At 64.6% G+C, this 13941-nt stretch carries 9 protein-coding genes; 1 reads left to right on the top strand and 8 read right to left on the bottom strand.

What is annotated here, in order from left to right; translation table 11 throughout:
* Nucleotides 1–159: 159 nt before the first annotated feature.
* Nucleotides 160–2793 carry an MMPL family transporter gene (locus C266_RS25380; RefSeq protein ID WP_010805312.1) on the top strand — a complete coding sequence of 878 codons (2634 nt, stop codon included), beginning with the start codon at nucleotides 160–162 and terminating at the stop codon, nucleotides 2791–2793.
* 6 nt (nucleotides 2794–2799) lie between these two features.
* On the opposite strand, the gene C266_RS25375 is transcribed toward C266_RS25380, so the two are convergent.
* From C266_RS25375 to C266_RS27615, 8 genes are all read right to left on the bottom strand, one after another.
* Entirely contained in the window at nucleotides 2800–4917 is a 2118-nt protein-coding gene (locus tag C266_RS25375; protein WP_010805311.1) for a TonB-dependent copper receptor, read from the bottom strand.
* 330 nt (nucleotides 4918–5247) lie between these two features.
* A complete protein-coding gene (gene dxs / locus C266_RS25370; protein ID WP_010805310.1) occupies nucleotides 5248–7164 on the bottom strand; it encodes a 1-deoxy-D-xylulose-5-phosphate synthase in 1917 nt (638 codons plus the stop codon).
* A 22-nt stretch (nucleotides 7165–7186) separates the two neighbouring features.
* Nucleotides 7187–8260: a 2-aminoethylphosphonate aminotransferase gene (locus C266_RS25365; protein WP_010805309.1), complete on the bottom strand. Its 1074-nt coding sequence runs from the start codon at nucleotides 8258–8260 to the stop codon at nucleotides 7187–7189.
* Nucleotides 8261–8301: 41 nt separating this feature from the next.
* Nucleotides 8302–9489, bottom strand: coding sequence for a phosphonopyruvate decarboxylase (gene aepY, locus C266_RS25360; protein ID WP_010805308.1), 1188 nt, complete (start codon nucleotides 9487–9489; stop codon nucleotides 8302–8304).
* A complete protein-coding gene (gene aepX, locus C266_RS25355; protein WP_010805307.1) occupies nucleotides 9482–11191 on the bottom strand; it encodes a phosphoenolpyruvate mutase in 1710 nt (569 codons plus the stop codon). Before aepX ends, aepY begins: the two co-directional genes overlap by 8 nt.
* Complete coding sequence (locus C266_RS25350) at nucleotides 11188–11952, bottom strand: NTP transferase domain-containing protein (RefSeq protein WP_010805306.1); 765 nt, start codon at nucleotides 11950–11952, stop codon at nucleotides 11188–11190. The genes aepX and C266_RS25350 overlap by 4 nt, the downstream gene beginning before the upstream one ends.
* A 15-nt stretch (nucleotides 11953–11967) precedes the next feature.
* Entirely contained in the window at nucleotides 11968–12990 is a 1023-nt protein-coding gene (locus tag C266_RS25345) for a flippase-like domain-containing protein (protein ID WP_010805305.1), read from the bottom strand.
* Nucleotides 12991–13821 carry a 2OG-Fe(II) oxygenase gene (locus C266_RS27615; RefSeq protein WP_144265929.1) on the bottom strand — a complete coding sequence of 277 codons (831 nt, stop codon included), beginning with the start codon at nucleotides 13819–13821 and terminating at the stop codon, nucleotides 12991–12993.
* Between the last annotated feature and the right edge of the window lie 120 nt (nucleotides 13822–13941).

Below are 13941 nucleotides of genomic sequence, written 5' to 3'. Positions count from 1 at the left end.
TGCGATTTCGTAAATTCACCGTTTCCTCGTTTTCCATGAACTGATCGACGGAATTTGTCCACGATTGGTTCCCCGGCGCATCGGATACATAACGTTTGACCTTATGGATCCAGGCGGCCGAAGGCGAGGGCGGCCTCCACTTTCTTCCGGAACCGCTACATGCTGACTTCGCTCGTCGTGCGCATCGTCCGTTTTTCGGCGAAGCACGCGTACCCAGTCATCTTCGCTTCGCTGCTTCTCGTTATTGCGAGTTCTGTCTACGTCGCCAAGCACTTCGCGATCAACACCGATATCTCGAGCCTGATCGATTCGAACACGCCCGCCGCCGAGCGCGGGCGTGAAATCGACCGCGCTTTCCCGCAGAAGGCCGACATCACGCTGGCCGTGGTGCAGGCCCCGGCCGTGGAGTTCGCCGACCGGGCTGCCGCAGAACTGGCCGAGAAGCTGTCGACCGAGACGGACGTGTTCCGCTCGGTGAGCCGCCCGGGATCGGGCGAGTTCTTTGCGCGCAACGCGCTGCTCTTCGCGTCGCTCGACGACGTGAAAACCCTCACCGGCAAGCTCGAAGACGCGAAGCCGCTGCTCAACCGTCTTGCACAAGATCCCAGCCTCACGGGCCTGTCGAATCTCCTGTCGGTCACGTTGCAGACGCCGCTGCTCACCGGGCAGGTGAAGCTGCCGGACATGGCGCGCCTGCTCGGCCGCGCGGCCGATACGACCGAGGCGGTGCTGGCGGGCCGTCCGGCGGGCATGTCGTGGCGGGCCCTCGTCGTGCCGGATACCGTGGCGCGCAGCTACGTGCAGGTGCAGCCCGTGCTGGACTATGCGGCGCTCGAAGCCGGCGCCAACGCCGCATCGCGCATTCGCGAGGCGGCTGCCGACCTGAAGCTCGCCGAGCGCTATGGCGCGACGGTTCGTTTGACGGGCCCGCGCCCACTGTCCGATGAGGAATTCGCATCCGTGCGCGAGGACGCCGGGTCGAACGCCGTCATCACGCTGCTGGCCGTGCTCGTGGTGCTGTGGCTGGCGGTACGCTCGGGCAAGATGATTCTCGCGGTGTTCATCACGTTGCTGGCGGGGCTGGTCGTCACGTTTGCGCTCGGCCTGATGATGGTTGGCGCACTGAACATGATTTCGGTGGCGTTTGCCGTGCTGTTCGTCGGCATCGGCGTGGACTTCGGGATTCAGTTTGGCGTGCGCTACCGCGACGAGCGTCATCGTCTGGACAGCGACGGCAAGTCGTCGGCCGACGACGTGCTTCGTGGCGCGCTCACGGGGGCAGGCAAGGCGATTGCGATGCCGCTGTCGCTCGCCGCGGCGGCCACGGCGGCGAGCTTCTTCTCGTTCCTGCCGACAGACTATCGCGGCGTGTCCGAGCTGGGGCTGATCGCCGGCGTGGGCATTTTGTGTGTGGCATTCCCGTCGGCCATTACGTTGCTGCCCGCGCTCATCAGCGTGTTCAAACCGAAGGGCGAAGCGAGCCCGCCGGGCTTTCGCAGCCTCGGTCCGGTCGACGATTTCACCGACAAGTACCGCAAGCCGTTGCTGTATGGCACGCTCGCCCTTGTCATCGCGGGCTTGCCACTGCTGGCGCATCTGCATTTCGACTTCAACCCGTTGCATTTGAAAGATCCGAAAACGGAGTCGATGGCGACGCTGCTGGATCTGGCCAATTCGCCGGAAGCCGGCGTGAACGACGTGCAACTGCTCGCCCCGAATCTTGACGCGGCCAATGCCGAGGCCGCGAAGCTGCGCGCTGTGCCCGAGGTCGGCCGCGTGGTCACGCTCACGACGTTTATCCCGGCGGAGCAGCCGGCCAAGCTCGCGCAGATCGGTACGGCTGCCGCGTCGCTGCTGCCGGTGCTCTCGCAAACGCCGTTGGCCCCGGTGGCCGATGCGGCGCGGGTGTCGTCGCTCAAGACGGCGGCCGGCCAGTTGGAAGACGCCGCGCTCGATCACCCCGGCGAAGGGGCCAAGGAAGCGCAGCGTCTGGCAACGGCCTTGCGCAAGCTTGCGGCGGCCGATGCTGCCACCCGCGACCGGGCGGATCGTGCGATCGCCGAGCCGTTGAAGCTTGCCCTCGGCCAATTGCGCGACGCGTTGCAACCGCGTGAGGTCACGCGCGAATCGCTGCCCAAGGACATCGTTTCGCAATGGGTCGCGGCCGACGGACGCGCGCTCGTGAACATCTCTCCGCACGTGGCGAAGGGCGCCGATCCGAGCGATGACGCCATGCTGCGCAAGTTCAGTGCGGCCGTGCTGGCGAGCGCACCCGATGCCGTTGGCGGCCCGATCTCGATCCTGCGCTCGGCCGACACGATTATCCGCGCCTTCATCGAGGCAGGCCTCTGGGCATTGCTTTCGATCACTGTGTTGCTGTGGCTAGCGCTGCGCAACTTCGGCGACGTGCTGCGTACGCTGGTGCCGCTGTTGGTCTCGGCCGCCGTCACGCTCGAAATCACTGTGCTGATCGGTTTGCCGCTGAACTTCGCGAACATCATCGCGCTGCCGTTGCTGCTTGGCGTTGGCGTGGCGTTCAAGATCTACTACGTGATCGCGTGGCGAGAGGGGAAGACCCACTTGCTGGCCTCGAGTCTGACGCAGGCGATTGTGCTCTCTGCCGCAACGACGGGCATCGCCTTCGGCAGTCTGTGGCTGTCGCACCATCCGGGCACGTCGAGCATGGGCAAGCTGCTGGCGCTCTCACTCGTGTGCACGCTGATCGGCGCGGTGTTCTTCCAGCCGGTGCTCATGGGCAAGCCGCGCGAGAAGGAAGCGCCTTCGAAGCCATAGCGCTCATCAAATCTTCGCCCCCACACGTACCCAAGCCGAACGCCCCGGCTCCATGACCGGCACGTTCGCCGCATACCCGAACCCAGCATTGCCGGCGAGGTTCAGGTGCTCCGAATACGCCTTGTCAAATACGTTGTCCATGCCAATCGAGATGTGCACGGCCTTGCTCACCTTATATTGCGTATGCAGCGACACCACGCCGAAGCCGGGGCTCGGGCCGAAGTCCTTGCCGGCAACGTTGCCTTGGTTCAACGCACAACGGCGCTGTGGTGCGACGATGCGCCATCGTCCACCAGCCGTCCACGATCCGTGCGTGTATTCCAGCCCCAGGCGCGCTTCCAACGGAGGTATCTGCGGCAACGGTCCGCCGTTTTGGCGATTGCGTCCCCACGCATATGCGAGCGAACCATCGAAGCGCCACGCCGCAAAAGGGCGCCACGCCGTGCCGAGTTCGCCGCCCATGATCTGCGCATTGACGTTAGTCGCCTGCTTCGCCGGGCCCGTCGCGTAGTTGAAGAGGATGAAGTCCTGCACCTGACCCGCATAGGCGGATACCCATGCGTCGAGTTTCTCGGTTCTGTACTGTGCGCCGACATCGAGTTGCGTTGTCTTCTCGGGGCGGATTGCCGAGAATGCATTCACCGAACCGCTTGGCCCTCGGGCGGCCGAGAACAATTCCCAATAGTCTGGAAAACGCTCTGTATGGCCGATGCCCGCGTACCAAGTGACGGGCACCGATGCGAGATCGTGCTCGTAGCGAATGAATCCGCTCGGTAGCACTCGCGAGCGCGTTACGTCGAACGTCGGGTTGGGCTGGACCGGCCCGCTAGCTGTTGCGCGCTCGTCGCGCGCCGACGCACGATCCGCCCGTGCTCCGGCAATCACGCGTGATTCGTGACTGGCCAGCCACGTTAGCTCACCGAAGGCCCCTGCGTTCCAAAGGTTCGCGCGCGGATTCCATGGTTGTCCACCACGCTCTTGCATTCCTCGTGCCGTGCGCAAATCGAGACGGCTTGATTGCACATCGATCCCCGTCACGAGTTGGATCGCGTCGTCCAGGCGCCAGGTTGCGGCGGTGCGCGCGCCCACCATACGCCGGCGTACCTCAGAGGCAACGCGTATGCGCATACCTGCCGTCGAAGCGGGAGTTCGTAACGTGTAGTTGTCCATGACATGATCGGCTACGTTGTAATAGACCTGTGCCTCGATCCGGTCGAGCGGGCCACCGATGCGCTTCCTGTCGAACTTCAGACCGAAGGTTTCACGCCGGAAACGCGAGCCGTCCATGGCGCGCCCGGCATAGCGGGCATACCCGTCGCCTGTGCCCGTGGTGATCTCGAGTCGAGTGTCGTTGTCAGGCGTCCAGCCGAATGTCGCGTTCGCGTTCCATTTGCTCCATTGCGACGGTACCACGCGCCCGTTGCCATCCTTATAGTCTTGCGAATGCGCGTGATTTGCGGTCACCCGGCCATAGAAGTCCGGCGTGCCCGCTGCGATGTCCAGGTTCTGATCGTTGCGCCCGAATGAACCGCCGACCATACTGCCTTCGAAACGCATGCCGGGCGCCTTGAAGCGCGGTGTCGTTCGCTCGAATAGCACTGTGCCGGCCGATGCCCCTGGTCCGTATTGCACGCTCTGCGGGCCCTTGATGACGGTTACCTTGTCGTAGCTTTCTGGTGCGATGTAGGACGTCGGCGAGTCCATCCGACCCCCACACGCACCGAGTGTCGACATGCCGTTCGCCAGCAACTGGAGCCGCGATCCGGACATGCCGCGCAGTACGAGGTCGCCATTGGTGCCGCCGCTGCGGATCGACGCGAAGCCAGGGATCGTCTTCAGATAATCGGCACCGTCGCTCGCGGGCAGAGGTTGGCGTGGTCTTTTCGGATCGGTGACGACCTCCAGCGGTATTGTGTCAGGAGCGGCAACCACTTCGATCGCTGGGAGCATGAACACGTGTTCCGCGTGCGCGAATTCGCCGGCCTGCTCGGCCCCCACCGGTTGCGCGAATGCGTATGAGAAATGGAAGGCGCCAGCAGCAAGTGCGGGAAGGGTCACGCTGTGCACGTGCCAGCGGTGCTTCGCGCGGAGGGGGCGCGCACGATGAACGAACTGGGAGGACATGAATCGGTACGGGAAAGACGTCGGTGCGGCTGATCGCCGACACGAACGGAAGGGAAAATCCTGCACATGGCGAAGGGCTCGCAAAATCGCGTAGCCGGATTCTGAGGCGTTGAGATGGGATTGTGTCGAGCGGCGGCGTTACGCAGTTTTGCAGAAGCGGCGCTAATTGGCGGCAAAGGTGCCGAAATCCCGGATATCGGCATTGCCGAACCCGGTTCTCGGGGAGCGTGAACTTTGGGAGTTTGCCCTGTGCATTTTGATCTGACTCTCTAAATCAGATCAAAAGGTGCCGTTTTGCTACGGATATGGAAGTGTGGTGAAACGCTTCGCTCAGGGGGCCGACGGCACCGCCTCGACCTTGCCGCCGAGACGCTCGGTCAGTGCCCGGCGAATCGACGCCGCAATGCCCTGCGCGTCGAGCCCGACCGACGCGAGCTGCTGCGCGGGCGTGCCCTGATCGATGTAAGTGTCGGGCAATCCCAGTTGCAGCACCGGAATCAGCACGCCATTGGCGTTGAGGACTTCGACACACGCCGTGCCGGCACCCCCCATCACAACACCTTCCTCGATCGTGACGATGAGGTCGTGCGTGCGGGCCATGTCGAGCAGCGTGGCGTCGTCGAGCGGTTTGACGAAGCGCATGTTGACCACGCTCGCGTCGAACTCGGCGGCCACCTGTTCACTCGGCGTCACCATCGAGCCGAACGCCAGAATAGCCACGCGACGACCCACCGGGGCAGCGCTCCGGCGACGCACCTGGGCACGGCCCACGGGCAGTGTCGTCAAGCCGGCCTCGGTCTTCACGCCGGGGCCGGTGCCGCGCGGGTAACGCACGGCGCAGGGGCCGTCGATACCGAGCGCCGTCTGCAACATCTGTCGGCATTCGTTTTCGTCGGCCGGGGCCATGACCACCATGTTGGGGATGCAGCGCAGGTAGGCGATGTCGTAAGCCCCAGCGTGCGTTGCGCCGTCGGCGCCGACGAGACCGCCTCGATCGATCGCGAAGACGACCGGCAGGTTTTGCAGGGCCACGTCGTGAATCACCTGATCGTAGGCACGTTGCAGGAACGTCGAGTAGATCGCCACCACGGGCCTGAGCCCCTCGGTCGCCAACCCGCCTGCGAACGTCACGGCATGCTGCTCGGCGATACCGACGTCGTAATAGCGCTCAGGAAAGCGCTTCTCGAATTCCACAAGCCCGGAGCCTTCGCGCATGGCGGGCGTGATGCCGATGACACGCTTGTCTGCCGCCGCCGCGTCGCACAGCCATTCGCCGAAGACCTGCGTATAGGTCTTGGCCGAGACCGTGCCCGGCGCGGCCGGACGAATCCCTTCGCTCGGATTGAACTTGCCCGGGCCGTGATACAGCACCGGATCGGCTTCGGCGAGTTTGTAGCCGCGGCCCTTGCGCGTCACGACATGCAGGAACTGAGGCCCCTTGAGCGCCTTGATGTTCTCGAGCGCGGGGATGAGTGCGTCCAGATCGTGGCCGTCGATAGGGCCGAGGTAGTTGAAGCCGAACTCCTCGAACATCGTGCCCGTGGGCGAGACGATGGCCTTGGCGTGTTCTTCGAGCTTGTGCGCCAGTTCGCGCATGGGGGCGGGGGCATTGCGCAACAGATTGCGCACGCTCTCCTTGCCGGCCGAGTAGAACTGACCGGACATGAGTCGTGTGAGGTACTGATTGAGCGCGCCGACCGGCGGCGAGATCGACATGTCGTTGTCGTTGAGCACAACGAGGAACGGCAGGTCTTCGTAGACGCCGGCATTGTTCAGGGCCTCGAAGGCCTCGCCGGCGGTCATCGCCCCATCGCCGATCACGGCAATCGCGTGCCGTTTCTCGCCCTTGACCTTGCTGGCCAGCGCCATGCCGAGCGCTGCCGAAATCGACGTGCTCGAATGCGCCGTGCCGAACGTGTCGTAGGGCGATTCGTCGCGCTTCGGAAAGCCCGACAGGCCCTGCCATTGCCGAAGGGTCGGCATGGCGTCGCGGCGGCCCGTGAGAATCTTGTGCGGATAGGTTTGATGACCCACGTCCCACACAATGCGGTCGTTGGGTGTGTCGAAAACGTAGTGCAGTGCGATCGTCAGTTCGACGGTGCCCAGATTCGACGAGAGGTGGCCACCGGTGCGCGACACGCTGTCGAGCACACAGGCACGCAATTCATCGGCCACGCGACGCAAGTCGGCGCGCGAGAGCGCGCGCAACTCGGATGGGGATTGGATGCTGGCTAGCAGATCTTTCATGGATGAACGTCCGTCCCTGCGCTCACTTCACCAGTCTGGCGACGGAAGCCAGCAGGCGGTCGATGTCGGCGGCCGTGAGGTTGCCCATCGTCGAGATACGGAACAACGACTTGGACAAACCGCCTTGCCCTGCGTAGATCACAAAACCGTCGGCCTTGAGCCAGTCGTGCAGGCGCACATAGTCGACACCCGCGGGCAACTTGTAGGCGCGCAGCACCACCGACGACTCACCCGGCGGCAAGACGCTGTCGATGCCCAGCGCGGCCAGACCGGCGCGCGCTTGCTCGGCGAGCGCGCCGTAATGGGCGTGGCGCTGTTGCCAGCCACCGGCGTCGTCGAGTTCGCGCAGTGCTTCGACCAGCGCGTAGTAGGCGTGCACAGACGGCGTGAACGGCGTATTACGCTCGGCCTGAAGCTTGGCGAGGCGCGCGATGTCAAGGTAATACGTGCGGCTGGCGGCCTTGGCGAGAGCGTCCTTGCGCACCATCACGAAGGACACGCCCGGCACGCCGTGCAAGCACTTGTTCGCGGTCGCAGCAACGGCCACGATGCCCGAATCGTCGAAATCGATGGCTTCGGCGGCGAAGCTGCTCACGCCGTCGACCAGCAGATCGATGCCGCGCTCGCGACAGGCGGCGGCGATGCCGGTCAGATCGTTCAGGCGGCCTGTCGTCGTCTCGTGGTGGATGATCGCCACGTTCGTGTACGGACGGTCTCCCGCCGTGTCGAGCCGGTCGACGATCTGCGCGAGATCGGGTGCCTGCATCCATTCGAAGTGAATGACGTCGTGATCGATACGGTACTGCTTCGCAATCTGCGAGATGCGCTCGCCATACACGCCGTTCTCGACGATCAGCAGGCGCCCGCCTTCCGGCACGAGACCTGCGGTCATGCTCTCGACGGCTGCGGTGCCCGAGCCGGTCATCAACACGGGGGCCCACACAGCCGGATCGAGGCCGTAGACCGCCGTCAGACGTGCGCGGGCCTCTTCCTGCAGATCGAAGAATTCGGGCTCGCGGTGGCACAGATCGGGTTGCAGCAGGCTCTTGCGGACGCGCTCGGTCAGGGTGACGGGGCCCGGATTCAGTAACAGCATGGCGAAGCTTCCTCGGCAGATTTCGTGAATGGGGGAGACGCTCAGGCCGAAGCCGGTGCGCGTCGTGCAATATGGTCCATCAGGCGTGCCTTTACCGCTTCCGGCGTGATCTTCGGGCGTGGCAGCCCGTCAGGCGTGCCCGGACGCGTCGTCAGGCAAGCGAAACGCGGTCCCTCGCTCAGGCTGGCGGTGCGGCTGTCGAACAATGACTCGACGACGTCGAGCGTATCGCCTTCGAGCGCGAGCGCATAACCGCTTGCGGCGGCTACGCCCGCGAACGACACCGTCGGCGAGACCGTGGCCTGCGCGCCGGTGGAGTCGTGCGATGCGTTGTCGAGCAGCAGATGGATGAGATTCGACGGGCCGTACGCACCCAGCGTGGCAAAGGCGCCCATGCGCATGAGCGCGGCGCCGTCACCGTCGAGGGCGACCACGCGCAGGTCGGGGCGCGCCAAGGCGAGGCCCAGCGCCAGCGTCGTCACGCAGCCCATCGAGCCAACCATGTACAACTGGTTGGCGCGGTCGTCGAGCGCATACAGTTCGCGGCCGCAGAAGCCAGTCGACGCCAGCACGACGGTGTTTTCGAGCGGCGTGTGGGCGATCACACGGGCCAGCGCGTCGCGACGCGTGGGCATCTCGGACGGGGCGACACCCTTCATGAGCGACACCGGCGCGGGCTGGGCCGGACGCGCCGGGCGCTCGGCCGGTTGCAGCGGGTAGGGCGCTACGCTGCCCTTTTGCATCACGAGTGCATAGGGGCGTCCGGTCTCGTCCATGTGACGGACCGCGCGCTCCAGCGCCGGCGCAATCGCTTCGGGCTCGGTGGGGAACAGCTCCCAGGGCACTTCCATCAGATCGAGCATGGCCGGCGTGATCGGGCCCATGAGTGCGTGTTGCGGCTCATCGGTAATGCCCGGCTGGCCACGCCACGTCACAATCAGCAACTGCGGCAGGCGGAAGGTCCATGTGAGCGAAGTCAGCGGACTCACGGCGTTGCCGAGGCCCGAGTTCTGCATCATCGTGACCGAGCGTGCGCCACTGCCCTCACCGAGGGTGGCACCGGCCGCGATGGCGACGGCGTCGCCCTCGTTGGCCGCCGACAGATAGTGCAGCGTCGGGTCTTGCAGCACGTAGTTGATGAACGGCGTGAGGAACGAACACGGCACGCCGGTGTACCAGGTGAAGCCGTGCTTGCGCGCGGCTTCGACGAACTGTCCGGCTTCAATCACCTTGGGCCTCCGGGGCGGCGCTGCTAAACGGCGTCTGACCATGGGCGAAGTCTGCCGCGCGGCGGAATTCCTCCATGTCGTTCACACCACGCCAGTGGCCGTGCACGTATTGCACCTCTATCTTGGCGCCGTCCGCCGCGAGGGCGTTGATCAGTTCGGGCATGCCGAGCTGATCGAAGTCCGGGCGTGCCTGCAATGCCGTGAAGACGCGTTGCAGTTGCGCACGGCCTTCGTCGCCGCGCACACCGAGCAAGCCGATCCAGCGGCCATTGGGCGCGCGCCCGGCGTCTGCGGCGTTGCCGCTGATCTTCTCCAGCAGCACTTGCTGACCGAACAGCCCACGGTCGTCGCCGGCCGAGCAGTACGCGAAGTCACGCACGCTGGCGTTGGCGGCATTGGCCGTGGTCGCGGCCGTCGAGTCGACGACAACGGTGAAGTCGGCGTTGCTTTCCACCAGATCGCGCACGATGTAGCTGCGGAACAGCAGGTCGCCGTAGGAGATCACCGTGTCGTGCGTGAAGGCATTGGCCACGCGGGCGAGTGAGGCGAGTTCGCCGGTTTCGGCGTACCGTTCGTTGACGGCGAGCGTGATGCCGGCGGTCTCGATGGCGTCGGCGCGATAGCCGCCCACGACCGTGATGTCGTTCACATTCTGCTTCTTGAAACCGTCGACCAGCCAGCGCAGCAAGGGCTTGCCAGCAACGGGCAGCATCACCTTCGGACGGTCGGTCGTCACGCTCTCGAGGTTCTTTCCACGGCTGGCGGCGAGCACGATGGCCGAGCGCGGTCCATTCGCAGCGGACAGGTAACGGTCTTCCGCTTGGGTGTATTCGTCGGCGTCTTGCAGGCGGAAGATCTCATCGACGGTCGCAATCCGGTCTTCGACGTTGACGAGGGTCTCGCTGCGGTGGATTTCGGCGGCCACGGCCTGCATGGCCGACGTGGCGGAGCGAATCAGGTGGTTCGCCCAGATCACGACGCTGATACCGGCTTCGCGGAACACGTCGGTGGGCGTGCTGTAGTACTTGGTCGGCACGATCACCAGCGGGCAGCGGTTATCCCACTCGCGGGCGAATTGCACGATTTCGTCGGCACGCTTGAGTTTGCTGTGAATCAGGATGGCGTCGGCACCGGCCTGGCGATAGGCCTCCGCCCGGCGCAGGGCTTCTTCCATGCCCCAGCCCGCGATCAGCGCTTCGACGCGCGCCACGATCGAGAAGTCGTCGTCGGCCTGCGAGTCCTTGCCTGCCTTGATCTTGCCGCAGAACTCGTCGATGTCCGCGAGCGGCTGGCGCTCGCCGCCGATGAAGCTGTTGGTCTTCGGGAAGATCTTGTCTTCGATACACACGCCGGCCACGCCACGTTGCTCGAGCTTGCGCACGAGGCGTCGCATGTTGTTGAAGTTGCCGTAGCCGGTATCGCCGTCGAGCAGGATCGGAAGATCGCTGGCGTCGGCCATGAATTCGAGGTTCTCGACAACCTGCGTCCAACTGGCTTCGTTGTTGTCGCGCACACCGAATTGCGCCGAGATGGCGAGGCCCGATGCCCAGATGCCCTTGAAGCCCGCTTCACGCACGATACGTGCGGACAGGCCGTTGTGGGCTTCCATCAGGAATTCGAGTTGATTGCTGCGCAGCATGGCGCGCAGTTGCGACGCGCGCGTGGCGGTCGGCGGCGGGGTGAATGCGTCGGGAGCGTTCATTCTGACACCATCGTGAGCGGTTCGAGTTGCGGCAGCACCTGTTCGGTGGCGCGCTTTACATCTTCAGGGTAGTCGATTTCGATCCACGGGAAGCCCGTGACATCGGCCGTTTCGAATTGCGCGCCGCGCTCGAGCAGCAGATCGCGCACGGCTTCTTCGTGCGGCATCTTGGCGCGGCCCGATTCGACATAATCGCGGGTGATTTCCGCAAGACGTGTCGCCGTCGCTTCGTTGAAGCGGAAGAAGCCGACCGATTCGCCCACGGTGTCGTATTCGAGACCTGCCATCACCTGCTTGCGCAGTTCGACGGGTACGCCGTTGCGCAGGCACAACTTGACCGGCTCATCGCCGACTTCGAAATCGCGGTCGATGAGCAGACGGTTCGCCGTCTCACCCGCCACCAGGGCGTTGAAAATGCGTTGGTCGTAGAGCACATCCGCGTCCATGACGAGGACGTCGCCGCCCGCGGTCATCGCGTCGGCGGCCGTGTGCAAGGTCAGCACGCTGCCCAGATGGAACGCCGGGTTCAGACGGATCTGCGGACGCGGTGTCCAGTTCAGGCGATCGAGGGCTTCGCTCACTTGCTCGTGATGGAAGCCGAGCGCCAGCACGACATCGGTGATTCCCGCCGCCGCAAGCATGCGCAGATGGCGCTCGAGTAGCGACATGCCGTCGAACGGCAGCAGGCACTTGGGCGACTGCTTATCTTCGGGCTGTAGCAAACGCAGGCCCATGCCTGCTGCGAGAATGATGGCCCGCATGATGAATATCCTTCTTTAGAGCGGTGCAGAGTCCGTGGCGGCAGGCAGCGACACACTTTGTTGCGAGGCACGCCGGCGGCGCCAGCCACGTTCGGAGAAATGCAGATAAACGAGGCCCGGCACGCCGAGCAGCAGCTCGCGCGTACGTTTGGCCAGGGAGAGAGCCAGCGCGGCGTCGGCCGGCAGGCCCACGAGCGGGGCGAGCAGCAGGTAACCGCCTTCCTGCACGCCGAGCGAACCCGGCACGAAGAAAGCAGCGCCGCGAATCGCCTGCCCGAGACTTTCGAGCAGCATCGCGTCGATCCAACTCACCGGGTAGCCGATGAATTGCAGAATCAGCCAGACCTCCACTGTGCCGACGATCCAGCCAACAAGGCTGAGCAAAAAGCTCGCGAGCACCTGACGGCGCTGGCCATACATGCGTTGCACGATTTCGTCGACGGCGTCCGCCCGGTCGAGCAGCGACGACCAGTCGCGCTTGGACGACATTCTGGCGAGCATACGGAATGCCCAGCCGAAGATGCCGCGCCGTTGCGCAACGTAGAACGCGTATAGCAGGGCGGAGATGAGCGCGGTGGCAAGCAGCATCGGCAGCCACAGGCTGTCACCGGCGCCTTGTGTTGCGCTGATCCCGAAGACGGCCAATCCCAACAGCGCGAAAACGATCTGCGCCACCGCCTGTAGCGTCGTACTGACGGTGATGGCGGCCGCCGCTTCGCGACCGGCCAACCCGCGTTGCTTCATTTGACGCACCATCGCGATCGGCCCGCCGATCTGACCGGCCGGCAGCAGGCTGTTGACCGACTCTCCGACCCAGCGCGTGAGCGTGGCGCGGCGCAGCGAACAGGATTTCGCCACCAGCACCTGAATGGCGGCGGCGTCGAGCACCAGCGGCACGAGGTGGAAGGCGGCGATGGGCAACAGTCCCCAGCCGGCGACCGCCAGCGTAGACATCACCGATCCCGTGCCCTGCCAAATGAGCAGGGCGACAAAAAGGGCGAAACCTAGGGTGAGAGATACGATGGCAGTCCGGTTCATTTAGCGTTTCGTCCGTCCCAATAGCTGACGAAACACTTGGCGGAAACCGAAGTAGGCGATGGCGTCTTTCATGTTCGAGATGAAGCGCTGCCATGTGCCCATGCGCGGGTCGGTCACATACTCGAACGTGAGCGAGATTCGCTCCTCATTTTCGCCGAGCGGTGTGATCCGGTGATGCAGTTTGTCCCCGTCGAAGAACACCAGCGCACCGGGTGGATACGCCACTGCGCCTTCGACTTGCGCCACGCCGGGGTTGCGGGTGTGAAGCCGGTATTCGAGCTTGCAGCTCGATTGGTCCACCACGCCAAGCAGCAGCGTGTAGCGGCGGCCCTTGTAGTAGGACGTGTCATAGTGCCAGCCGATGTGATCGCCCGGACGTGTGTAGTAATACAGCGCATACGCGTGCGGGTCGTCTTGCGGCGACGGCAACAGCTTTTCACCGGCCAGACGCTCCAGGAAACGCATCAGGGCGGGCGAGCGGTACAACTCGGCCACGAACGGGGCAAGCTCGTCGAGCGTATGACGGCTCACGCTGCCGCCCTGTTTGTGACCGGGAAGGTAGTTGCGATTGACGTTCGGCGTGACCGAGCGAACCACGGCGATCAATTGTTCCGTGACCGCTTTCGGCAGGAACTTCTCGAGATAGATGAATGCGTCCTGCGACTTGAACTCGCGGGTCGCGGCGTCGAAGTCGATGGCGTCCAGTGCACGTTCGATTTCGGCGTCTGCCGCGAACGCCGCAGGCGCCATCGGCTGGGCTGCCTCGACGGCGGTGGCGGCCTCGGGCGTGGCGGCAGACTCACCGGCTTCGACCGGCAGCGCGCGGCGCATGACGCGCACGTAGTCGGCGATCACGAGCAGCGCGAAGATCGGCGCGCCGATGGCGGCGGCAATCAGGAAGCCGCGCGTGCCGTCGAACAGCGTGACGAGCGGCATCAGATAAAGCACATC

The sequence above is a fragment of the Pandoraea sp. SD6-2 genome (genome assembly GCF_000389825.1).
Classification (GTDB): Bacteria; Pseudomonadota; Gammaproteobacteria; order Burkholderiales; family Burkholderiaceae; genus Pandoraea; species Pandoraea communis.
Note: the sequence above shows the minus strand (reverse complement) of the source record. Positions and strands in the feature narration are given on the sequence as shown.